A 25,455-nucleotide genomic window follows, 5' to 3' on the forward strand; every position below is an offset into this window, starting at 1 on the left:
ATAAGCCATGATTTTGAATCATTGCCAAAGACCTATGGAATTTAGGTGCTGGGTTTACGGCGTCCTTTAACGGGCACCCCGAGGCCGCATTTTCATCTACGATGAGTATAAACTCGATAGCTTTTCACTCCGGATTTTACATACAGCTTTTTAGTTTTCTATAAATAGGAGGCATCGTTGGATATCGCTCTACTGGTTATTCTCATCATTTTAAATGGCTTGTTCGCAATGTCAGAGATTGCGTTGGTGATAGCCCGCAAAAATAGACTTCAAAAACTGGCGGATGACGGCGATAAAGCAGCAGGGATCGCTATACGTCTCGGAAGTAAACCCACTCAGTTCTTGTCGACAATTCAGATCGGTATTACAGCAATCGGCATTCTCAATGGGATAGTCGGTGAGGCCGCGCTGGCGGAGCCTCTCGCCAAGATTTTAATCGGAATTGGCATGGAGCAAAAAGCCAGCGCCACTGGCGCCACTGCAATTGTGGTTGTAGGAATAACCTATGTTTCCATCGTCATAGGCGAGCTGGTCCCGAAGAGAATAGCGCAACACAATGCCGAAGGCATTGCTCGTTTCGTGGCGCGCCCCATATCTATTCTGGCGAAACTGTCCCGTCCATTTGTATTCTTCCTATCTGTATCGACCGATAGTTTGCTGTTTTTGATTGGCAAAAAGGGGCTGAGCAACACCAACATTACCGAACAAGATATCCACGCGATGTTGGCCGAAGGCAAAGCATCAGGGGTAATTGAAGTACAGGAACACGATATGGTGCGCAACGTGTTTCGGCTTGACGATCGCCAAATAGCCTCACTGATGACGCCACGCAGCGAAATTGTCTATTTGGACATCGACAAGTCAATTGAAAAAGGTATCGAGCAGCTGATTCAATCGGGTCATTCATGTTTTCCTGTATGTCGCGGCGGATTACATGTGATTCTTGGAGTGATCAGCGCGAAACAAATGCTAAGACATCGTTTAACGACCGAGACCGACCGCATCATCGAGTTTTTGCAGCCTGCCGTTTATGTTCCCGAGTCATTGACAGGAATGAAATTACTGGAGCAATTTCGGGAATCCGGCGTCCGAATGGTTTTTGTTGTCGATGAGTACGGAGAGATATTGGGACTGATTACGTTGCACGATGTTTTAGAGGCATTGGTCGGTGAATTCAAACCTCGCGATCCGGAGGATGTTTGGGCGGTTCAACGTGAGGACGGCTCTTGGTTGCTGGACGGCTTAATTCCTATTCCGGTGCTCAAAGATCGGCTCGATTTGAAGTCAGTGCCTGAAGAAAATAAAGGTAGGTATAACACGCTCAGCGGAATGATGATGTGGCTGATCGGCAGTCTTCCGCGTACCGGCGACGTCACTCAATGGGAGCGATGGCGGCTTGAAGTTGTCGATTTAGACGGCAATCGAATCGATAAGGTGTTGGCCAGTCAGTTGCCTGATTCGAATTCCGAAAGGACGCACCAACAGTCGGATTGATAATGTAACTTGTTAATTAACAAGATAATTCTTGGCAAGACGGAAAACATTTAATTCTATCGATAGCCCTGGTAATTAATATTTATCGTTTTGTTTTTTTCAGGAAAAATCCAATCGCTTGGGTTCCGGTACAGCCTATCATATAGAAATGGTCGTGTTTCCGGTAATATCCTACTCCCTTTTGATCGAAATCCTTAGTATGTACCTGGTGTGCGCCGGCTATCTCGAAAAGTCTCACGCTTAGCTAACTTGGGTAAATCCCCATCCAAACCCATCGCGGCCCGCATGATTTTTTTCTTGGCCGGCATAATGCGTTCAGCTAGACCCAAACCCAAATTACGGAAAAACTTAACCGGGGCGATCTCATTACTGAAAACACGGTAAAAAACATCCATGACCGTCATCATTCTGAGATTATCAACACGCCTTGCCTTTTCATAACGCATTAATTCCGGCAATGAACCTATATCGCATCCAGCCTGATAAGCCTCCAGCAAAACTTCTACCAACGAAGCCGCATCGAGCAAACCGATATTGACGCCTTGACCCGCCAATGGATTAATCATATGCGCAGCATCACCGACCAAAGCGATGCCGGGTTTCACATAATTTTGAGCGTGCTGTCGTTTCAACGGAAACGAAGCGGTATTCAAGACAGCGTTGATTCTACCTAAACACTCCGGAAACGCCTCGGTCAATTCGAGCAGCAATTGCTCGCAGGATAAGGATTTTAATCGTTTGACTGCATCAGGAGAGTTATACCAAACCAACGACCCGTGTCGACCGGTTAACGGCAAAAAAGCCTGTGGCCCGCTAGGCACGAATCGCTGCCAAGTAATATCCTGCTGCGGATAATCGGTTGCCACATAAATCACCAGCGCGTGCTGCTTATAATCCCAACCGGTCACGCCGATCCCGGCGACCTGGCGAACTTTCGAATTCCCTCCGTCGGCACCGACTAAGACATTCGCCGTCAAAACCGTACCGTCATCCAACTCGACCGCCGAACGATGTCTTTCGTCATCCAAGCCGTAATCGATGCGCTTAACATTAGCCGGACAAAATAAGCTGACATTATCGAAATCCTGCAAACGCTCCAACAAGGCCAATTGGGTTACCCGGTTTTCGACGATATACCCCAACTCGTTATAATTAATGTCGTCACTGCAAAATTCGGTATCGCCGACGGTTTCCCATACTCGCATACGCCGAAAAGGGCAATAACGGCGATTCAGAACACCCTGCCACGCTCCGACCACCTCCAAAATATGCCGCGAGGCAATACTCAACGCGGAAACTCTGAGATCATGGGGCTGATCTGAAGAAAACTCATCGGGAAATACTTGCTCGATAACCGCAACTTTAAGACCGCTTCCGCCTAATCCGCAAGCCACTGCGGCCCCAACCATCCCCCCACCGACTACTACAACATCAAAATTCATTTTCTTGTTTGGAACCCGTAATTAACTATTTCTAATGTACCTATCGCACTTCAAAATCCGGCGATATACCCGTCGTGGCTCAAATTTCGGCGCCTGGGTGTCCGCTAAAGGACGCCGAGAACCCAGCACCTAAATCCAGCACCTAAATTAGCCATAATATTAAACATTGCTAATGGGCTATGGAATTTAGGTGCTGGATTTAGGTACTGGGCATTTCACGGACACCTATGCATATATCGCGAAACCCTAACAATTGATTAAGACTATAACAATTTGCATCTAAATGACTTAAAATGCGACTCATGATATCATTTGCAGGTTTCTCTAAACGCAATTGTCTGCATTACTTATTGCATCGCCAATGCACACCGCTCTATTTGAGCAGTTAACGTTTGGGCAATCAAAGTTTGACTTTAGCATGCATTGCGAGAAAAACGAACTACTAACGCTGTTGATCGCAGCATGACCGGAACGGGTTGGATATAATGACTGAAATTTCCCGAATAAACCTCAAAGAACCTTTGCTTTACGACGCCGATCTTTCCCAAGATAGCTGCGGCGTGGGTTTTATTACTCATAAACAAAGCAAACAGACTCACGAGCTACTTGTCAAAGCGCATGAAGCGCTATGCACGATTCCCCACCGCGGCGGCATGAGTGCCGAAGGTATCGGCGACGGAGCCGGCGTGAATGTCGACCTATCATTGAAGTTTTTTCGAAAAATCACCGGAAACAACAACCTACAACTCGGAGAATTTGGCGTTGCCAACTTTTTCTTTCCGGAAGATCACGAGCGTTATGATAGTTTCGCGATCGAATTGATCGAAAAACACCTAACTCGATTCGGTCTGCCGGTTATTACTTGGCGAAACATCCCTGTGGACAGCCAAGTCATCAATGAAGCCTCCAGAAAAGCGCAACTACCGATCAAACAAGTGATTTTCGGGCGCCCGGAAGCTTTGAAGACAGCGACTCATAACGAATTCGAACAACTGATTCAAAGCGCATTGCTGGATATCGAAGCCGATGGCTTTACCCGCGACGAATTAACCGGTTTCTACCCGCTATCGATGAGCTCGAGAACCCAGGTTTACAAAGGACGGCTCAATTCTTTCGAAGTAATACCGTATTTTATCGACCTCTACGACGAAGATCATGAAATACACACTCTATTCTTCCATACTCGATTCTCGACCAATACTGCTCCGGCAACGATGATGGCGCAACCGTTCCGCTACATGGCACACAACGGGGAGCTAAACACCGACAAAAAAAATCGGCTCAGTGAAAATGCGATCGCGCGCTTACACAACAAACATATCGTCTTTCCATGCGGACAATCCGACTCGGGCCGTCTCGATCAAACACTGACTCGCCGAATCAACGAGGACGAACTCGATGTCGTCACGGCCGTGCTGGCGATGATGCCGCCTGCCTGGGAAAACGACACGACTCTGTCGCCGAAAGTTCGCGCAATGCTCGAATATTTCAGCCTCTATGAAGAAAAAAATGACGGCCCCGCCGCCCTGATCTTCTGCGACGGCATACGTGTTGGCGCGCGTCTAGACCGTTTGGGGCTCAGGCCCTTGCGCTCGGTGGAAACAGAAACCTATCTTGCCGTCATGTCGGAAGCCGGTCAAATCGACTTCCCTCCCAAAGACGTTATCAAACGTGGTCGTATCGAAGCCGGGGGCATGGTTTATTTCGATCACAGCACCGGACAGATTTATAACAGCAATCAAGTCTTGGAAACACTCGCCGGACAAAAAGACTATGAGGCGATGCTCCGCGAACGCAGCTTGCATATCGGGGAACTGCCCGACGTCTCATTCGATGAGTTAACTCCGGTCAACGGCGATTTCAACATCGATCAACAACACACGGCTTATTCGCTAAATCAGGAAAGCTTTAAATTCCTGCTTGATCCGATGTTAAGCACCGGTCTTGAAAAAGTTTCGGCGATGGGCTACGGAATTGCCCCCAATGCGCTTTCCGATGCCGAAGGCGGCATGTCCCGTTATTTCAGCCAGCGCTTCGCCCAAGTCACCAATCCCCCGCTCGACTCGCTTCGCGAAAGCGACGGCATGACCTTGCGCGTCGCTCTCGGTGCCAAACCGACCTTTTCCGAAGGGAACAGCAAACAATTGGTCATCGACTCGCCAATTCTGCAAAGAACGCATTTGGAACAAATCCGCAGGCAATCCAGCGTCAAGACCATCACATTGGACATGCTATTCACGCCGGACTTCGAAAATCCAAAAAATAACGAAGAACTTCTCGAATCGTCGGTGTTTGCCGTTTGCAAGCAAATCGAACAAGCCGCCAGAGACAACACCGGCATCATCATTCTCAGCGACACCGGCATCAGCCGCGATAAAGCGGCGATTCCCGCCTTGCTGATGGTTGCCGCGGCCAATCAACACCTGGTCAAACAAGGCCTGCGTTTCCACTCGTCACTGATTGCCGAAACCGGACAAGTCGCCAGCGCTCACGATATCGCAACAATACTCGGCTTCGGCGCTTCGGCTGTCTGCCCGATCAGCGCCTACAATCGCGTCGTCAGCCAACTCCAGCCCGAGAACCAACAAAAAGCCCTCGATAACTTCAAAAAAGCGGCAGAAAAATCGCTGATGAAAACCATGGGCAAGTTCGGTCTCTGCACCGTAGAAAGCTACATCGGCGGCGAGTTTTTCGAATCGAATTATCTAGACACCAACGAGCCGCGCCTGCAACCGTATTTCCCGAATATCAACGCGCCGGTCGGCGGCGTGCGCTATGCGGACATTGCGAAAAGCGCGGCCGCATGGCATTACAAAGCCTTGAGCATCAAGGACGAAAAAGATATTCCTTTCATCGGCTTGTTCAAGGAACGGCAAGACGGGGCCGGCCATAGCTTCGGCAATCTCGCTGTCCGTGAATATATCAACATGACCGACGAACCGATCTTGTATATTCCGCAAGACAAATCGCCGGAAGCCAGCGATACCGCTTATTTCGATTTCGGTTATGAGAAACGCACACCCGAACAAATCGACAATTTCGGCATCACGCCGGCTTATCGTAGCTTCGCGAAAAACCTGTATCAAGAGCGCGACAACCGCCCGGCCGCGTTACGGGACATCATGGACCTGCCGGCCGATATCAGCCAAGCGCAAAGCACGGCCGATTTCGACCGCATTTTGGGCAAGCAAAACTTGCTCGGAAACAACAACTACATGATTCACGGAATCGCGGTTGAACGAATCGACGGCGTTAATTATTCAATTACACTGCCTGAAAACAACAGCGAAGCGCGGTTAACCGGCATCGCCGAACATTTCAAAAACCGCTTCGGCGATAGCGCCGCAACGATCAGCGTTACAAACAACGCCTGTGCAATCAAGCTCTCAGATAGCGTCAATCTTTTCGGGCAATATTTGGCCAATATTAAAACCGCCCGTTCTCCGATTGCATTGTCCGACGTTCAACCGGCTCATCAAATCACTGCCAAACTCGCATCCGGTGCAATGAGTCACGGCGCATTGATCGCCGAAGCGCACGAGGCTGTCGCGCAAGGCACTAACATTGCCGGCGCGCTCAGCAACTCCGGTGAAGGCGGCGAACACTCGAGCCGTTTCAACACGCTTCGATCAAGCAAGATCAAACAGTTCGCATCGGGCCGTTTCGGCGTCTGGGCCGGTTATCTGGCCGACCCGAACATCGAAGAAATCGAAATCAAAATCGCACAAGGCGCAAAACCCGGCGAAGGCGGACAATTGCCGGCGCCGAAAGTATCCGTCGAAATCGCGGCTTTGCGCGGCGGCACGCCGCAAGTCGAGCTGGTCAGCCCCCCTCCGCATCACGATACCTATTCGATCGAAGACCTCGGACAATTGATTCACGATGCCAAAGCAGCCCGCGTTCGAGTCGTCGTCAAACTGGTATCCTCTGAAGGCATCGGCACGATCGCAGTTGGTGTCGCAAAAGCCGGCGCCGATGTCATCAATGTGGCCGGCAGCACCGGCGGCACGGGTGCTGCCGCTGTCACGAGCCTGAAAAACACCGGCCGCTCTGCCGAAATCGGCATTGCTGAAGTTCATCAAGCATTAGCAGTGAACGGCTTACGGGATAAAGTCATATTGCGCTGCAGCGCCGCGCATCAAAGCGGACTCGATGTCGTCAAATCGGCGATATTGGGCGGCGATTCCTTCGAATTCGGCACGACCGCATTGATGATGCTGCGTTGTGTCATGGCGAAAAACTGCAACGTCAAATGCCCTGCGGGATTGACCACGACGCATGAGGAATTCAAAGGCGACCCGAGAGTGCTGGCGCAATACTTCATGAATCTAGCGCATGAAGTCCGCGAAATTCTGGCGGTACTGGGCTATCACAGCCTTAGCGAAATTCGCGGCCAAACCGATTTATTGCATCTGATCAATCATCCGTCAATCGTCGGACAGCTCGATTTCACGAAATTGCTGGCTCAAGTGCCCGTCGTCAAAATCGAAAAACCGATTTATCTTGAAGCGAATTTCAGCATCGACGACAAAATCATCGAACAAGTTAAATCGTCGGTAATTTTCGGCAATCAGACGCAAATCGTGATCGAAGGCGACGACTTCAAACTCAGTAATCGTAATAAATCGGTTGGCGGCCAAACCGCTATCGATATCGAACGCATACTGGCTTACGATTTAAACGAAGAAAAAGCCGCTCGTTCGAAAACGATTTATACCAACCAGCACGGACGCCGATATCTTGCGCCCGACTCGGTCGTCGTAAAAACAACCGGTTCGGCGGGACAAAGTTATGCTGCTTTCATGAACGACGGCATGCGCATGGAACACACGGGAACTTGTAACGACGGCGTCGGTAAATCGGCCTGCGGCGGCACCTTAATCGTCGAATCCCCAGGCGGCGGCATCAAAACGCCCGGCAATAACGTGCTGATCGGTAACTTTGCGCTGTTCGGCGCTACCGGCGGCAAAGCCTTTATCAACGGCGAGGCCGGCGACCGTTTCGCAGTCCGTAATTCCGGTGCGATGGCAGTCGTCGAAGGCGTCGGCGATTTCGCCTGCGAATACATGACCAACGGTGCGGTACTGAATCTCGGCCACTTCGGCAAGGGTTTCTGTAACGGCATGTCCGGCGGTAATGCCTATCAATACGATCCTGAAAACTTGTTACCGAAGCTTTACGACAAAACCTCGGTCGAATTGCATGAGCTGACGGAAAACACCGATACGGCCCGAGCGCATGAACAGTTCTTACTCTATATGCTCGAACAACACGCCGATTATGCAAACTCGAGCAAAGCAAGGAACATCCTGAATAATTGGGAAACCGAACGTAAGCATTTCAAATTTACGATTCCGCTATGGCTGTACAAAACGCAAACGGCTGAGTTCCTTAGCCAAACAATGGACCGCAAAGCGATGATCGAAGAATTGGCGGTCTCCTACGCAACACGCCAAATCGAGCAAATGAAATCGGCTTATCGGACAAAACAGCCATTATTCGGCGGAGCGATACCCGGTTACGGCGAAACCGACACCAACTTGACCTTTAGTCTGGTCAACAGTTACGCGGTCATTGATAAGGCGTTCCGAATAGCCGGAGAGCAATTGAACTTCAAATCCGCCACACCGACACACGAAGCCTTGGAGAAAGCGGCTTGGAAATTAATTGAAACCCGTCCGCGTAAAATTCAAGATGCGTTGGTTAAAGAGACTCGCGAAGCTTACAGTAATTACAGTGACGACCAACTGAGTTGGCTGTTGGCAAGCAAGCGTCTTACCGATTATAAAACCGCCTTGGCCAACCGTGATGTACAAAGCATCTACTCGATCGGCTCGACCGCTTGGATCATTGAGCAGGACGCTATCAACCGCGAAGCCTTGGCCGGCATTCCTGGGGTCGAACAATATCTTGCGGGACTGGTCGGTTCCAATATTATTCAGGAAATGATGGCTCCGGCTTCGGCATAATTCCATCGCACTTTTCACCAGTACCGGCATAACCTGTGATAAATCATGGGTGTGCCGGTATTACGTTCATTAATTTGTAACTAAACATGATGAAAACACCTCATATTCCACTCGATGCACCTTACAGCGACAGTCAACGAGCCTGGCTCAGTGGCTTTTTCGCGGGCATGCATACGCAAATGATACAGAGCGCCGGCAGCAAGAGCCAGGCCGACGCTCGCATCATTCATATTCTTTACGGAACGCAAACCGGTAATTCCGAAGCCTTGGCAAACGATGCCGCCGCATCCGCAAAAGCCCACGGCTTAAAACCGATCGTCAAAAGCATGGACGAAGTCGAATTGGATGCATTCGGCAAGATGGAATATCTCTTGATCATCACCAGCACTTACGGCGAAGGCGAAATGCCGGACAATGCGCAAATGCTTTGGGAAGCGATCTCGACCGATGAGGCGCCGTCGTTGCGGCACATGAAATATTCCGTACTGGCGCTCGGCGACACGAGTTACGACCAATTCTGTCAAGCCGGCATCGAATGGGATCAACGGCTTGCCGAACTTGGCGCCGAGCGTATTTATGACAGGATCGACTGCGACGTCGACTTCGAGGAACCGGCCGAGTTGTGGATTTCGGAAGTCATCCCACATATGGCCGAGGGCGCCTCAACGACCATTATCGTCGACTCCGACGCAGCAATGATCGAAGCGCCGAAATATAACCGTAAAAACCCGTTCCCGGCCAAACTATTGGTCAACCGTCTGTTGACCGCCCCCGAATCATCCAAAGAAACAAGGCATTACGAAATTTCGATCGCCGGTTCCGACCTAAGTTATGAAGCCGGGGACGCGTTGTGCGTATTCCCGACCAATTGCCCGGAACTCGTCAAAGACATACTACGAGCGATCAACTGTACAGGCGAAGAAGAAGTCCCGGTCGATGGCGAACTAATGCCGCTTAATGAAGCGCTACGCGTTCATTTCGAAATCAAACTGCCATCCAAGGAACTGATCGATGAAATCGCTCGCCGCTCCGGCGATCAAGAATTGAATACGTTGCTTGAAGAAAACGATAAGGAAAAATTGGCGAATTATCTCTGGGGCCGCGATATTCTCGACTTGTTGCTGCAATCCCCAGACATGGATATCTCTGCCGCCGAATTCATCGCCTTGCTGAAACCGCTACAACACCGTGCCTATTCGATATCGTCGAGCAGTAAAAAACACCCGGATGCCGTACATTTAACCGTAGCCAGCGTCCGTTATCAAAGCCACGACCGCGAACACAAAGGCGTGTGCTCAACCTTCCTGGCCGATCTCGTCGATGAAACGACCGATGTCCGCTGTTTTTTCACGCCGAACAAGGTCTTCCGAGTCCCCGAAGACAACAGCCTACCGATGATCATGGTCGGTCCCGGTACGGGCGTCGCACCTTTCCGCGCATTCCTACAGGAACGGGAAGCGAGGCAAGCAACAGGTAAAAACTGGCTCTTTTTCGGCGACCGTAATGCCGCGACAGACTTCATTTATCGAGAAGAACTCGAAGCAATGCAAGCCTCCGGTCTATTGACGCGGCTCGACTTGGCATTTTCCAGGGATCAGCAGGAAAAAATTTACGTTCAAGACCGAATGCGCGAACACGGAGCGGAATTATTCGCTTGGCTCGAACAAGGCGGCTATTTCTTCGTCTGTGGCGATGCCTACCGCATGGCTAAGGATGTCGATAAAGCGCTACACGATGTGATCGCCGAACACGGCCAACTCACCGAGCAACAGGCGATCGACTACGTCAATCAATTGAAAAAAGACAAACGCTACGTCCGAGATGTTTATTAATTTCGGTACACGTAACCCTTGCACACCAACGATCACTGCCATTAAGGATTTCGTGACAAATAACTTCTTTTAGCTATGAGCTTTGTAACGGGGTCGGCAACTCGCTTGACAGGACGCCGTGAACCCAGCACCTAAATCCATAGGTCATTGGCAATAATTTAATATTATGGCTAATTTAGGTGCTGGGTGAATACGTCCATGTAGGCTTGGCGGCAGCTCAAGCACCAAGGATGGCGTGTATTAGGGCACCAACAGTAGGCGCTTTAGGCGATGCAGGGCAGAAAAATGCTCCTGCATTTTCTGCATTCGTTACATCCTTGTAACTCAGCAATTGCCGAGGAGCAAAAAGCTGCCCTGCTGCCTACACCTGTCAATCGAGCAACCGAACCCCACTATAAATCGGGAAGTTATTTACGATCGAATCCTTAGGCCGTTCGTCATGAGCCCTTCGGCTGAGCTATTTGACTAGCAAAACGTGTATACGGAAAACCTTAAACCTTAGACCTTAAACCTTAGACCTTAAACCTTGAACCTTGAACCTTGAACCTTGAACCTTAATGATTTTATTCCAGGTCAACGCTGGATCAGCAACACCGAATCCGAACTGGGTTTAGGTATCGTCGTCGAGTCAGAGTATAACCGCGTAACAATGCTCTTTTTGGCTACCGGCGAACGACGCGTGTATGCGAAAGATAACGCCCCCCTGACGCGCGTCATCTTCAGCGAAGGCGATACCATCGAATCCACCGAATACAGTAAACTGACCGTAACCCAAGTCATCGAACGCAATGGTTTGGTAACCTATGTCGGTAAAACGGAGGAGAACCGGGAAACAAGCCTCGATGAAATGGAATTGAACCATCATATTCAATTCAATAAACCGCAAGATCGCTTGTTTACCGGGCAATTCGACCCGAGCGCTTGGTTTCAATTGCGTTATCAAACATGGCAATACTGCCGCGAACATCAACAATCACCGGTCAAAGGCCTACAAGGCGGACGGACGTCGCTGATCGCGCACCAATTATTCATCGCGCATGAAGCCGCCGGGCGCCCGACACCTAGAATCATGCTTGCCGACGAAGTCGGCCTCGGTAAAACCATCGAAGCCGGATTGATTCTTCATCACAGGCTCAATAACGGGTTAAGCAATCGCGCCCTGATCATCGTGCCCGAAAGCCTCCTGCATCAATGGCTGGTGGAAATGCTCAGGCGCTTTAATCTACGATTCAGCATTCTCGACGAAGTGCGCTGCCTCGGCATCGAAAACATCGATATCGACTATATCGGCGAATCCGAACCATCGACTGAAAATCCGTTCAACACCGAACAATTGATACTCTGCAGCCAGGAGTTTTTCGCGCGACATCCGAAACGGCAACAACAAGCATTGGAAGCCGGTTGGGATATGGTCATCGTCGACGAAGCTCATCATTTGGAATGGAGCGAAACCTCGGCCAGCCCGGAATATTTATTCATTGAAAATCTCGCCGCATCGACGCCCGGATTGATTCTATTGACCGCGACCCCGGAACAACTCGGCAAGGAAAGCCACTTCGCCCGGTTGCGCCTGTTGGACCCGGACCGCTTCTATAGTTTCAGCGCCTTTCTCGAAGAGGAAACACATTTTAAACCCGTTGCCGAAGCCGCCAAATCGCTGCTCGCTAATCACGCGCTAACGCCGGACGAAAAAGCCCATTTAGCGCGTCTGGTCAAGCACGATCATGTCGACACCCTACTCAAAAACCTGGACGATCCGGAAAGGTCAAAGGGAGCGCGCGAAGATCTGGTGAAGATTCTGCTCGACCATCACGGCACCGGTCGGATTTTGTTCAGAAACTCCCGGCAAACCGTGCAGGGCTTCCCTGACCGCGAACGCCGGGGTTACGCATTGAACGGAATTGCAGAATCCTTGCAGGAAGACCCGCGCACACTTTGGCTCGTCGAAAAAATCAAAGCCTTGGCGGGTCAAAAAGCATTATTGATTTGCCGGCATGCGCAAACCGCGATCGAACTCGAACACATCGTCGAAAAGCGTTTCGGCATCGCCGCGGCCGTTTTTCATGAAGGCATGTCGATCATCGAACGCGACCGCGCGGCGGCCTATTTTGCCGACCAGGAAAGTTCAGCAAAAATATTGATCTGTTCCGAAATCGGCAGCGAAGGCCGCAACTTTCAGTTTGTCCATCATTTGATTTTATTCGATTTGCCGGACAACCCCGACCTGTTGCAGCAACGCATCGGCCGTCTTGACCGCATCGGCCAACGTCACGTCATCGAAATTCATGTGCCCTACTTAACCGGCAGCCGCGAGCATACCCTATTCCGCTGGTACGACGAAGGTTTGAACGCCTTTCGCCATAATATTTCCGCGGGACAACGCGTCGCCGGTATTCTGCATGATGAATTGCACACAGCGCTCGAAAAATACGATAGCGAATCGCTCGACAAACTGATTGCCAAAACCCAGACCCTGGCGCAACAAATCGAAACCGAATTGCATAATGGCCGCGATTTACTGCTCGAACTCAATTCCTGCCGTAAGGAAGAAGCTCAAGAACTGATCGATCGGCTCAAGCAACGAGATAGTGAAGGCATGCTATGGCCTTATATGGAAGACGTCTTCGAATGTTACGGAGTCGATACCGAATTCCATTCGGCCGATTGCTTCATTCTAAGACCCAGCGAACACCTGCGCATGTCACATTTCCCTGGTCTTTCCGAGGAAGGTATAACGGTTACCCTAAACCGCGACATTGCGCTGGCCCGCGAGGAACTGCAATTTCTAACCTGGGAACATCCAATGGTCGCCGCCGCGATGGATATGATTCTGTCCAGCGATACAGGTAATGCCGGCGTCAGCGTCGTCAAGCATAAAGACCAAAAAGCCGGCCGCTTCTTATTGGAATGCTTGTTCATCGTCGAATGCAGCGCACCGCCCGAACTGCAAGTAGGGCGCTTTCTGCCGCATACACCTATTCGCATCTTAATCGACCAAAACAAGGACGACCTGACCGATACGATCGAACATACTGAGTTGATCGACTCCGGCAAAAAATTCGACAAAACACAGATCGTCGCTTTTTTGAACGTCCAACGAAAACACCTGACCACTCTGCTCGACATAGCCGAACAAAACGCCCAAGCGCAAATGAACCGGTTGATTGAGGACAGTCAAAAAACCACGCTGGAGACGATGACCGGCGAAATCAAACGGCTGACTCGGCTAAAACAAGTCAATCCGTCGATTCGCGAAGACGAAATCGAATTCCAGAAAGAAACCGCGATGCTCTTGCACGAAAATATTCAAGATGCGCAATTACGGCTCGATGCGGTCAGGTTTATCATCACCAGTTAAAAACACCGGTCAATGAAAAAAGTCACGGTCGAAAATTACCGCGAGGATAAATACTATCCTCGCATCGTTAAAGCAACGGCTGAATTACTGACGGAACATAGAGTATTTTTACCGACGAAAGTGAAAATCCCTATGATGCAGCCACAGTTAACAGATACCCTTTTTGATGACTTTTTGCAAGTGCTACCAACGGATTTTCAGGAGCGGGCCTATGAATTACAGGCGTTTGCACGAGCGCGGAAAATCCGATCACCGCTGCAGTTATTGCAGTTAGTCCTGTTGTATTGCGGACAGGACTTGTCGTTGCGCAGCTGCGCCGGCGAAGTCGCCAAGCTTCAAGGCTATTTGAGCGATACGGCGGTGATCAAGCGATTGGCGGCCTGCGTGTCGTGGATTAAATCGTTACTGAAGAGTGTGTTCGGGTTGGATAAAGCGGTCAATCACGGTGCGCTGAATTTCATTGTGATTGACGGTTCGACTGTGCAAGAGCCGGGAGCGAACGAAACGACGTATCGCCTCCATGTGGCGATCGACTTGATGAGCTTGACACTTCGCGAGGTCAACGTCACGACCGATAAAGTCGGCGAAAGCTTGGATCATTACCAGTTGGCTGCAGGTGATGTCGCGTTAGTTGATCGAGGCTACAACCAACCGAAGTCTTTAGTCCCGCTCATTGATCGCGGCGGCCACGTCGTGCTGCGCTATAATCCGCACAGCATGACGCTTTACGAACGGTGCAACGAACCGAAAGGTGTCAAAATCGACTGGGAACAGCGCATACGCGATTTGAATGGTCAGCCGGGTGCGATACCGGTTTATCTGTGTCATCAAGACAAACGTATCGAAGGCGTGGTGCATGCCATGCCGTTACCGCCGGAACAGGCGGCGCAAGCACGCCGCAAAGCGAAACAAAACGCGCGCAAGAAAGGCCGCACGGCAAGCCAAAAGACCTTGATGCTGAGCGGCTGGGTATTGGTTTTTACCTCGATTCCCGAATCGCTGCTCGACACGAAATCAATCGCTGAGCTCTACCGGGTTCGCTGGCAAGTGGAGCTGGTCATAAAACGCCTGAAAAGCTTGCTTGATATTGACCGGCTACGCGCCCGAAAAGACAGCAAGCTGGCGGATTTATATTTGCACGGTAAGTTACTGTTTGCCGCAGTGACCCAAAAAATCGCGCAACGCCGTTTCGGCCAAGCGGCCACCACGATGGCCGGCGATCGTTCGATTACCCACTGGCATTTATGGCGCACGATCGCCAATGAGATCAAGGCAGGACTCACGGCTTGTTTTCCAAAAAATAAGCGCTTTATTGACGACCACGTAAAAAGCCTTTGTGAACGTCCGCGCAAGAGAAAGCTTCAGAGTTTGCCGGGTCGCGTTTTGGAACTCGTAACTGAGTGCTGTGCTTTAGGGGTAAGCATTGCTTGATCAAAGACTTAGATGCTTAAGTTGGCGCTTATGCCCGCCTAGGTCCCGTTAGGCCGCGCCGAGCACTGGCGATTTTGAACAGCTTTAGCTGGCCCGCAGAGCGAAACCCAGGGATGGGTTTCGTAGCAGTATCGCGGTTGTCGGTCCGCGAACAGACTCCATATAAGCGTCGCGATAGCGACACAAAACCTACTTCGGATTTCAGCTTATACGTAATCAGGATCCCTTTTGCAACGGCTTAGCTCTTCGTCCAAACGAGCTTCAAAGTCGGCTATCATGACCCCATCAATGCCGGATTTGCCTTTGTTCTTCTTCACCTGCTCAAATCCCGCACTCAAATACAACGTTGAGAACAGTTGATCGAAGAGTCTTGGTTCCTCAATCAATCGGCCATGTTCGTCGTTGATTTCACTTTTTTTCTCTCTCTTGCAATGGCCTTTCTTCAATCTCGCGCAATCGATTTGTTCACTGTTTACGACGCGAAGAGTCGATTGCTCCTGTCAGGCTGATCTCAGACCCTCAGTTTATAATCAACGGCCATGGCCACTTTCGTGTTCCACCCTTCACCTCCAACTTTCTGTCACTGGTTCGATGTTTTTCCCTCAGCTATGACACCATAACTTCATCGGCATCGAACTTTACGATTACTACGGCTGCATCTGCAGCCCCTCGGTTCATCACATCAGCATTACTGCTGTGCTTAGGGCTTAAGGTGTCGCAGTTACAACGACCCGAAGCCGACGGCCCTTCACTGGGTAAGATAGTCAACTTTATATCGGTGCACCTACCTTCAATACACCAGCAAGTTACGGTGAGAATATCGGGCTTCGGTGGGCGCGGGCGCCTCATCCTCTTGCTGCCGCCTTACGAAGGTTCACTCTCGTTTAGGTGGCTGGTTCGGCTAGAGCTTCTTTGACCGCCAAGGATGGTGGGAATGCAGATATTGCAGGGGCAAATATCTGTCAGATTCCGCATTGGCTCCCGATAACCGTGCTTCCCCGTTGGGTAGCTACCGGGAGTTTCTTTGGACACCCTTGCTTTCGCCTACATCTCCCTTCTCACAGGGCAAAGGCTAGACTTTCACCAGCTAGCAGACTACTATGCCAGTCACGCCGCTACGTTCCATCCGAGCTACGCTGCTTTCACCTTTCACCTTTCACCTTCAACATTAATCATATGCGTAGCCAACTGCTGAAGCGCCTCGCTTAAGTTAGCTCTGAGCCGAGCATCCATCGGCAGTTCGCCCAAGGCTTTGTTCATACACATCATCCATTGATCGCGTTCCGAATCGCCGATCGCAAACGGAAAATGCCGGGCGCGCAGTCTTGGGTGTCCGTATTCGCGAATGAACAAATCGGGCCCGCCAAGCCAACCGGACAAAAACTTGAATAGTTTGTCGCGCGCACCCGACAAGTCCAGTTGATGCATCGCGCGAATACCTTCGGCCTCGGGTAAGGTATCCATAAAAAAATAAAATCGGTCGACCAAGCTCAACAAGGCTTTTTCTCCGCCGATCAACTCATAAGGCGTTAATCCGGTAGGTTCTGACATGGAATAGAAGGTTTAATGGAAAATATCGTATTTTACTGTAATTCAGCATTTTAAAAAGGTTAATCCATTGGCCGTCAATACTACACCAATTTCAAAACATAAGGGTAGGCTGTGCATACCACGGTAGTACCACCAGTAGTTTAACTTGTCTTGATGTGTTGCCTTTTGCCGACATTAGGCACGCGTAGTGTTCCCTACAATTTACATTAACCTGTTAAGCGCTTCCGGTAGTAGTAGATGTTTTCAGCTCGTACCGAATACATAGCTTTTAATGACCCGCCTACACATTTCGCTGCAAATGACTTACAAACTCAATGAAACTCTTGTACTATTGGCTGGTCTGTATTATCCGTAAGTTATTAATTGACATAGGAGTCATTAAACATGAGATTGAATACCGCAGTTTCACGCCCGGAAGCAAGCATTCTGGCGACCAATAAAATGCTGAAAAACACTTATATGCTGTTGTCGATGACCTTATTGTTCAGCGCGCTGACAGCGGGTCTGGCAATGACGCTGAACCTGCCTCACCCGGGCATGATCGTCTCGATGATCGGCTATTTCGGTTTGCTGTTTCTGACGACCAAATTCAGTAACAGCAGTCTTGGCCTAGTCTTTGTATTCGCATTGACCGGTTTCATGGGACTGACCTTGGGACCTATTTTAAGCATGTATATCAATGCGTTCAGCAACGGTCATGAATTAATTCTGACGGCACTAGGCGGCACCGGCGTAATTTTTCTAGGGCTTTCCGCATACGCGCTGACGACCCGCAAGGATTTCAGCTTCATGGGGGGATTCTTGATGGTCGGCATTCTGGTTGCTTTTTTGGCCGGAATCGGCGCGGTCGTATTTTCTATGCCGGCACTGTCCTTGGCAGTATCCGCGATGTTCATTCTGCTGATGTCGGGCATGATTTTGTTCCAAACCAGCGCCATCGTTAACGGCGGCGAAAGCAATTACATTCTGGCGACGGTCTCGTTGTATGTGTCTATTTACAACTTGTTCCTGAGCTTGTTGCAATTGCTTGGCGTCTTCGGCGGCGATGATTGATCGAAACACACTGCGCGCCAAAAGCCCGGTATACGCCGGGCTTTTGTTTATTGTATTCGCATTGAGCGGCTGCGAAAGCGCAAAAACCCCCGACCAAGTCACCCGCTCTTTCTGGACGGCTCTAATCGATAACGACTTAGCTACCGCCGAAAGCTACGTAACCGATGACAGCATTGCTTTGCTTGCTGCACCCCCTCATGATTTTTCAAACATCACCTCGCTCGAAACCGGCAAAGTGATCATCGACGGCAATATTGCCTCCGTCGAAACGATCCTTAACTCCGAAGATTCAAGCCTTAGTCCTCGACCGTTTGAAACGGCGCTGGTCATCGAAAACGAATTATGGCGAATCGACTACCGCCGAACCAAGCAAAACATGGCAGGAACCGTATTCGACGGTTTTTTCAAAAGCCTGCAAAACCTCGGCGAAAAATTTCAAAACCAATTCGAAAAACAACTGCCCTTGCTTGAAAAAGAGATCGAATCGTTCGGCGAGCAATTGGAAAAACAACTGGAAGAATTTGGCCGCCAACTAGAAAAAAAGTTTCCTTCGAAACAACCTGCTGAACCGCAACCCGATACGATTTAACAAAAATAACAGTTATCCTAGAAAAAGCATTTCACCATGAAGATCATGAAGAATAGGAAGTTAATTCAATAGCTTATTAAGCGTTTGTATAGAACTTTCGCTCACCAAAAAGGTTAGCGAGAAGGATTTGGTAAGTTCATGGAATCCTTCATGAACTTCATGTGCTTCATGGTTAAACTGCCGAATTCAGGGTTATACCTTTCGCACCTCAAATTTCGGCAGTGCTTGAGGATGCGCCGGGCTGTGCGACCCCTCACCTAGCGTTAGGTGAGGGGCCGGAATGGAGCGGGCATAGAGCCTACAGGGACGTATTGACGGCGTCCTTTGAGGAGCATCCCGGCGCCGAATTTTGATCTACGATAGGTATCACACCCTAAAATCCCGTTCGCCCTTAGCTTTGTCGAAGGCTTTGACAGCATGAATGCTGCCATAGAGTCTACAAGGACGTATTCGCCCGGCGCCAAAATTTAACTCGCAAAGGGTATAATAGCGCCTCACAAAAAACAGCATTTCCATTTTTCTCACAACTTATTTTTATAATGACAGGAATCAAACTTTTTGTCGGCCTTGGCAACCCCGGCAAGCAATACGAAGATACGCGACATAATGCCGGTTTTTGGTGGATTGACCATATCGGAAGACTCAATAATACTCGAATGAACGCCGAAGCCAAGTTTTTCGGAAACGCCGGCAAACTAAACACTTCGGGCCATGAGGCATGGCTTTTGAAACCCTCAACATTTATGAATCTCAGCGGCCGTTCGGTTAGCGCGCTGGCTAAATTTTACAAAATCCCTCCCGAAGCGATCCTAGTCATTCATGACGAACTTGATCTTCCTCCGGGCACTTGCAAGTTGAAAAAAGGCGGCGGTCACGGCGGTCATAACGGCCTGAAAGATATCAATGCGCAATTAGGCAGCAATGAATACTGGCGCTTAAGACTCGGCATAGGTCATCCAGGCGATAGAAATGCCGTTGTCAATTACGTGCTACACACACCCTCAAAAAACGAACTGCAAGTTATCGAGCAATCGATAGACGAAAGCGCTTCAGTCTTATCATTATTGCTTCAAGGTCAATTCGATCAAGCCATGCAAACGCTACATAGCAAGTCTGCATAATCCAAAAATCATAGGGTCGCCATTATACCTTTCGCACTTCAGACTAATACGTTTACCCTAAGCATATCTATACCTAACGCCGAAATTAAAGTTCGATAGAGATAGATATCATATCGTCAAGATTTCAAGCTAACCTGCGCAAAAAATAAAAACACTGGCTTCAGACTTGACAAAATTTCCTTATTAGAGAAACTAAAGCAGTTTTTTAAAATTAGAGCACCCCCTTGAACGATATTCCCCTTAGTATACTTTTCGGCACACTGGCAATTCTTCTTTTACTCTCTGCGTTTTTTTCCGGATCGGAAACAGCCTTAATGACAATCAACCGTTATCGGCTGAAACATTTGGTAAAAAAACGCCATCGCGGAGCAACTAAAGCTCACAAACTTCTCAAGCGTCCCGACCGCCTGATCGGGCTTATATTATTAGGTAACAATTTCGTTAACGTCCTAGCTTCCTCTATCGTTACCGTCATTTCCATTCGCTTGGGCGGTGAATCGGCCATTGCGATAGGCGCCGGGGCACTAACCCTGACCATCCTAATCTTTGCTGAAGTCACGCCAAAGACTTTGGCCGCGATTAGGCCTGAGTCGTTGGCCTTTATATCCGCGTGGATTTATGTACCGTTATTAAAAATATTTTATCCGATCGTTTGGGTCGTCAATCTTATCTGCAACTTATTACTTAGGATATTCGGCATTCATGTCTCAATAAACAGACAAGAAACCATTAATAAAGAAGAACTTAGGAGCATAGTATCGGAAGCCGATAGCTTAATGCCTACCCGTTACCACAACATGATGCTGAGTATTTTGAACCTGGAGTCCGCTACGATCGAAGACGTTATGACGCCGCGCAATGAAATCATCGGCATCGACTTAGAAGACCCTATTGAAACGATAATCGAGGTTCTTCAAAATAGCAAACATACTCGCCTACCCGTCTATAAAAAAAGCATCGATAGAGTACTCGGCTTTTTGCATTTACGAACGGCTCTGTCGTTCACCCAGCAGCCTGAATTCGACAAGCAACATATTACCAAAAACCTTATCAAGCCTTATTTCATTCCTGAAAACACGCCTCTACACACGCAAATGCAATATTTCAAGAACGAAAGGATCCGTATGGGACTGGTTGTAGATGAGTACGGCGATGTTTTAGGGCTAGTTACACTAGAAGATTTATTGCAAGAAATCGTGGGCGAATTGGTCAACGAGGACTTGGGTGTATTCAAGCAATCCGACGGTAGTTACCTGGTCGATGCCAGCTTGACCGTACGGGAATTAAACCGCATCGCCAACTGGGAGCTCCCTACCGAAGGCCCTAAAACAATCAACGGATTGATTATCGAGTTCATGGAAACCATCCCGGAACCGGGAACCAGCTTAAAATTGCACGGTTATCCGGTGGAAATCATCAAACGTAACAAAAACTCAGTCACACAAGTCAAATTTCTTCCGTTCAAGACAGGTCATCATTAACACTATTTTTTGGGCAACAGAATTAATACGGTCTATACTTTATGTCTGATAGTTAAGTACTCGCGGATACCATGGCAAAATTCACCGTTTTTTTCAAAGATAAAGCGATCGATTCGGTATTGTTTGAATCTGGCGTTATGCATATCGGTCGCGACGAAAGCAATGATCTGACACTCAACAGCTTGGCGGTAGCTCCGGCACATGCTGCCGCGATCATTAAGCAAAACGGTTGCCTAATCAAACAACTCAACGATGACTTTCCATTGATCGTCAATGGCGAAAAGCTTAAAGAATCCCTTCTTAATAATAACGACCGCATTACCCTTGGAAAATATTCACTGATATTCAATACCACAGAGTCGGTGGCTGAAATACCCAAGCACGAAAGCCCCGAGGTTAGCATGCTCAATCAAGAGATAGAGCACAACCTGAACTTACCCGAAGCCAACCTTCAGGTCATGGACGGACAGCATATCGGAAGAATTCTACCCATGAAAAAAGCCATGACTCGGCTAGGACGAAGCGGCGGAGGAATTGCTGTTATCGCCCGACGAAAAGAAGGTTACTTCATTTCTTCGCTGGAAAACAATTCGACCATGACGATCAACAACCAGCCCTTGGGCGATAAAACCGTAAAACTGAATAACAACGACTTGATTGTCATCGACAATACCACCCTACAGTTTTTTCAAAATCCAAATAAATGAAGCCCACCTCTCCCACCGACAAACGCCGTTATCATCGTATTTTTTACGATACCCCTGCACAATTGAGCTGCGAAGAAATAAACCGGCCATGCAGACTGGTCGACCTTTCATTGAAGGGCTGCCTGCTTCGCTTCGATGGCCCTTGGCAAGGCGACTTGGAAAAGATTTATATGCTCACATTCAGTCTTTCCGAGGACTACACCATTGCAATGGCGCTAAGCATATCGCATATCGTCGATGACACCGCCGGATTTAAATGTGAACACATCGACATCGACAGCATCACACACCTGAGACGCCTGGTTGAATTGAATCTTGGCGATAGTGAATTATTGGAACGAGACTTACTTGCGCTGAGCGAGCTTGAACTTTGAGCAACCTCCAGGCTATAACCGCGTGGAACAAGGCCGTTAGCACTCAACCTCGCCCAATACATCCAATGCCTCGGCCAAATTAGCAACCGGGTAAATCCTTAACCCTTCAACAGCTTTTTTAGGAGCATTGCTCTTTGGTATCACCGCCTTCTTAAAGCCGTGCTTGGCCGCATCGTTGATTCGCGCTAAACCGTTCGCAACCGGTCTAATTTCGCCATTCAAACCCAGTTCTCCGAAAAAAAACGTATCATGCGGAATGATTTTATCTTTCAAGCTGGATACGATCCCGACCACAATCGCCAAATCGGAACTGGTTTCGGTAACCTTGATGCCGCCGACCACATTCGCATAAATTTCATCATTGGCGGTAAATATTCCGCCGTGTCTCGATAATATCGCCAGCAACATCGCCAATCGGTTCTGATCGAAGCCTACTGCCAAGCGCCGGGGATTACCGTATTGACACTCGGTGACCAATGCTTGAATTTCAACTAACAATGGCCGGGTACCTTCCCACAGTACTGTCACAACACTACCCGAGGACGGCTTTTCTGCCCGGTTTAGAAACATCGCGGAAGGATTTTTAACCTCTTTGAGACCGGTACTGTCCATCGCAAAAAAACCCAATTCGCCGACGCTACCGAAACGATTCTTATCGGCTCTAAGCACCCTGAACCGAGCATCGTTAGTCGACGACAACACCACTTGGGTATCGACAATATGACTGAGCGTCATTGGCCCCGCCAACGACTGATCCTTGGTGACATGACCAACCAAAAACACCGAGACATCATGCCGCTTGGCATATTGAGTCAGGTAACTTGCCGACTCCCTAACTTGAGATACCGACCCCGGTGCCGAGTCGGTATCTTGGGTATACATGACCTGTATCGAATCGACCACTAAAACCTGCGGATTGATGTCGTCCAACACATCGCACACGTTCTGCACCGAAGTTTCCGCAAGCATGTTGATCCGCTCACCTGACACATTCAGTCGGTGAGCCCGTTCGGCGATTTGCTGCAAAGACTCTTCGCCTGAAACATAGAGCACATCGATCCCGCGTCGGGCCATGTCGGCAATCGCCTGGAGCAATATGGTACTCTTTCCAGCCCCCGGCGCGCCGCCGATTAGCGTAACGCTGCCTCTGACAACACCGCCTCCCAAAACTCGATCGAACTCGGAAATGCCGGTCGACAGTCGCTCCGCCTGAGCCAAATCAACATCGGACAATGCTTGCACGGACGACCTAACCCCGGAATAACCGTCCGTTCTTTTATTCCGCTCGGATTTTCCCGCACCTAGCCTCACTTCCTTAATTGAATTCCATGCTCCACAGGCAGTGCATTGCCCGTTCCAACGAGGGTAATCGGCACCGCATTCCTCGCAGACGAAGGCTGTTTTAGTTTTTTTACTCATATGGGATGAAAAATTACTCCCTTTATACTCAAAAAATGGCTAACTTTATGAAGGTATGGGGTGTGGCTAGCGAGGATGTCGGCAGCAGGGCAGATTTTTGCTCCATGCAAAATCTGCATTCACGCCATCCCTGGCGTTCGATTGCTGCCGTCAAGCCCCCATGGATGGGTTTACCCAGCACCTAAATTCCATAGCCCATTGGCTATGTTTAATGTCATGGCTAATTTAGGTGCTGGATGAATTCCATAGTCCATTGGCTATGGGCAACTATCTGAGATAATTTAGGTGCTGGGTGAACGGCGGTCCTCGATAGACACATCCCATACCTTTTATTCTTAGACGGTTTTTCGATCAAAAGGGAGTATGCAAGCAATAGCCTGCTTATCCTTACTCTTGCGGGATACGATAACCGCGCCCGCGCAATGTTTCGATCGGCTTACTTGTCCCGTCGGGATCAAGCTTTTTTCTTAAACGACCAATAAAGACTTCGATCACATTACTATCCCGATCGAAATCCTCTTCATAGATATGTTCAGTCAATACCGACTTTGATATGACTTCGCCTTTACGAAACATCAGGTACTCAAGCACTTTGTATTCAAACGCGGTCAATTCGAGCCTCTCGCCGGATACCCTGACTTCTTGCGCGGCAGTATCCAACTCGATATTCGCGTGCTTTAAAACAGGATGGGCCTTGCCTCCGGAGCGCCTAATCAAGGCATTGAGACGAGCTAACAACTCTTCGTAATGAAAAGGCTTGACTAAATAATCATCGGCGCCGGCTTCAAGCCCTTCCACCTTTTCCTGCCAGCGGCTTCTTGCGGTCAAGATCAATATTGGAATTACCACCTCGTCTTTGCGCAAGCGTTTTATCAATTCGATGCCTGAAAAATCGGGAAGGCCTATATCGACGATGGCCGCATCGACCGGATATTCCTTACCCAAATAATAACCGTCACTGCCTTTATTAGCCGTATCAACGGCAAAGCCCTTATCGGTCAAAAATTTTTTGATTTGTTCGCACAGAATTAATTCGTCTTCAACGACTAAAATACGCATCGGTCACTTCCTTTTAGGATCGAGTATGAAAAAACTTCGATAACTGCAGGAAGGGGGTTCGGTGGCTCGATTGACAGGTGTCGGCGGCAGGGCAGATTTTTGCTCCTGCAAAATCTGCATTCATGCCATCCTTGGCATTCAGATGCCGCCGTCAAGCCTACATGGACGTATTCACGGCGCCCTGTGCGAGTCACTGTACCGCAGCAAAGCCTACTACTTGTAGAAGTCATTTTGTGCATGCTCCTTACCTATCCCTACCTAATAATCGCCCTGTTTCGGCATCGATACGCTGATATTGTATTCTGCCGTCGGGTGTCAGGATTTTGATGACATGAACCTTTCGGCCTTCAATCGATTCGGTTTTAGCCCCCAGCACTTTGACTCTGCTATCCTGACGAACTTGCTTGGTCGCTTCATCCAAACTTACCATCGCGACCATAAATTCGCCCCCGAATGAAACAGAGACAGGTAATAATGCGGTCATCAATACCACTTTGATTAAATTTGTCATTGCTAATCCAGCACCTTAAATTAATATTCGCATTTTGCCTTAAAAGCGACCAAGGCAATGAAGT

At 49.1% G+C, this 25,455-nt stretch carries 17 protein-coding genes; 11 read left to right on the top strand and 6 right to left on the bottom strand.

The window, feature by feature from the left end; all coding sequences use genetic code 11:
- Positions 1-177: 177 nt before the first annotated feature.
- Complete coding sequence (locus tag WJM45_RS15955; protein WP_341326059.1) at positions 178-1,494, top strand: hemolysin family protein; 1,317 nt, start codon at positions 178-180, stop codon at positions 1,492-1,494.
- Positions 1,495-1,688: 194 nt separating this feature from the next.
- Here WJM45_RS15955 and WJM45_RS15960 read toward each other — a convergent pair whose 3' ends face one another.
- A complete protein-coding gene (locus WJM45_RS15960; protein ID WP_341326060.1) occupies positions 1,689-2,936 on the bottom strand; it encodes an FAD-dependent monooxygenase in 1,248 nt (415 codons plus the stop codon).
- Between the two features lie 485 nt (positions 2,937-3,421).
- Between WJM45_RS15960 and WJM45_RS15965 the strand changes: the two genes are divergently transcribed.
- The 4 genes from WJM45_RS15965 to WJM45_RS15980 all read left to right on the top strand — a co-directional run bounded on the left by WJM45_RS15965 (position 3,422) and on the right by WJM45_RS15980 (position 15,526).
- Complete coding sequence (locus tag WJM45_RS15965) at positions 3,422-8,905, top strand: glutamate synthase-related protein (protein WP_341326061.1); 5,484 nt, start codon at positions 3,422-3,424, stop codon at positions 8,903-8,905.
- 89 nt (positions 8,906-8,994) lie between these two features.
- On the top strand, positions 8,995-10,737 hold the full coding sequence (locus WJM45_RS15970; RefSeq protein WP_341328961.1) for a sulfite reductase subunit alpha: 1,743 nt from the start codon (positions 8,995-8,997) through the stop codon (positions 10,735-10,737).
- 547 nt (positions 10,738-11,284) lie between these two features.
- Positions 11,285-14,095, top strand: a complete 2,811-nt coding sequence (gene rapA / locus WJM45_RS15975) for an RNA polymerase-associated protein RapA (RefSeq protein WP_341326062.1) — start codon at positions 11,285-11,287, stop codon at positions 14,093-14,095.
- 12 nt (positions 14,096-14,107) lie between these two features.
- The gene (locus WJM45_RS15980) at positions 14,108-15,526 is read left to right on the top strand and encodes a transposase (RefSeq protein WP_341326063.1); all 1,419 of its coding nucleotides are present in this window, start codon (positions 14,108-14,110) and stop codon (positions 15,524-15,526) included.
- Between the two features lie 206 nt (positions 15,527-15,732).
- Here the strand turns inward: WJM45_RS15980 and WJM45_RS15985 are convergent, their stop codons facing one another.
- Both WJM45_RS15985 and WJM45_RS15990 read right to left on the bottom strand, forming a co-directional pair.
- Complete coding sequence (locus tag WJM45_RS15985; RefSeq protein ID WP_341326064.1) at positions 15,733-15,972, bottom strand: hypothetical protein; 240 nt, start codon at positions 15,970-15,972, stop codon at positions 15,733-15,735.
- A 703-nt stretch (positions 15,973-16,675) separates the two neighbouring features.
- Entirely contained in the window at positions 16,676-17,077 is a 402-nt protein-coding gene (locus WJM45_RS15990) for a group II truncated hemoglobin (RefSeq protein WP_341326065.1), read from the bottom strand.
- Positions 17,078-17,461: 384 nt separating this feature from the next.
- Between WJM45_RS15990 and WJM45_RS15995 the strand changes: the two genes are divergently transcribed.
- The 6 genes from WJM45_RS15995 to WJM45_RS16020 all read left to right on the top strand — a co-directional run bounded on the left by WJM45_RS15995 (position 17,462) and on the right by WJM45_RS16020 (position 22,402).
- Positions 17,462-18,130, top strand: coding sequence for a Bax inhibitor-1/YccA family protein (locus tag WJM45_RS15995; RefSeq protein WP_017840098.1), 669 nt, complete (start codon positions 17,462-17,464; stop codon positions 18,128-18,130).
- Positions 18,123-18,719: a hypothetical protein gene (locus tag WJM45_RS16000; protein WP_341326066.1), complete on the top strand. Its 597-nt coding sequence runs from the start codon at positions 18,123-18,125 to the stop codon at positions 18,717-18,719. Before WJM45_RS15995 ends, WJM45_RS16000 begins: the two co-directional genes overlap by 8 nt.
- Before the next feature lie 539 nt (positions 18,720-19,258).
- Positions 19,259-19,840 carry an aminoacyl-tRNA hydrolase gene (gene pth, locus WJM45_RS16005; RefSeq protein WP_341326067.1) on the top strand — a complete coding sequence of 194 codons (582 nt, stop codon included), beginning with the start codon at positions 19,259-19,261 and terminating at the stop codon, positions 19,838-19,840.
- 224 nt (positions 19,841-20,064) lie between these two features.
- On the top strand, positions 20,065-21,321 hold the full coding sequence (locus WJM45_RS16010) for an HlyC/CorC family transporter (protein ID WP_341326068.1): 1,257 nt from the start codon (positions 20,065-20,067) through the stop codon (positions 21,319-21,321).
- Positions 21,322-21,392: 71 nt separating this feature from the next.
- The gene (locus WJM45_RS16015; RefSeq protein ID WP_341326069.1) at positions 21,393-22,028 is read left to right on the top strand and encodes an FHA domain-containing protein; all 636 of its coding nucleotides are present in this window, start codon (positions 21,393-21,395) and stop codon (positions 22,026-22,028) included.
- Positions 22,025-22,402 (top strand): PilZ domain-containing protein, encoded by a 378-nt coding sequence (locus tag WJM45_RS16020; RefSeq protein ID WP_341326070.1) that lies wholly within the window; start codon positions 22,025-22,027, stop codon positions 22,400-22,402. The genes WJM45_RS16015 and WJM45_RS16020 overlap by 4 nt, the downstream gene beginning before the upstream one ends.
- 36 nt (positions 22,403-22,438) lie before the next feature.
- Here WJM45_RS16020 and radA read toward each other — a convergent pair whose 3' ends face one another.
- The 3 genes from radA to WJM45_RS16035 form a co-directional block, all read right to left on the bottom strand.
- Complete coding sequence (gene radA / locus WJM45_RS16025; RefSeq protein WP_341326071.1) at positions 22,439-23,821, bottom strand: DNA repair protein RadA; 1,383 nt, start codon at positions 23,819-23,821, stop codon at positions 22,439-22,441.
- Positions 23,822-24,208: 387 nt separating this feature from the next.
- Complete coding sequence (locus WJM45_RS16030) at positions 24,209-24,880, bottom strand: response regulator transcription factor (RefSeq protein WP_014149539.1); 672 nt, start codon at positions 24,878-24,880, stop codon at positions 24,209-24,211.
- Positions 24,881-25,124: 244 nt separating this feature from the next.
- Positions 25,125-25,391, bottom strand: coding sequence for a PepSY domain-containing protein (locus WJM45_RS16035; protein ID WP_341326072.1), 267 nt, complete (start codon positions 25,389-25,391; stop codon positions 25,125-25,127).
- Between the last annotated feature and the right edge of the window lie 64 nt (positions 25,392-25,455).

It is taken from the genome of Methylotuvimicrobium sp. KM2 (genome assembly GCF_038051925.1).
Classification (GTDB): domain Bacteria; phylum Pseudomonadota; class Gammaproteobacteria; order Methylococcales; family Methylomonadaceae; genus Methylotuvimicrobium.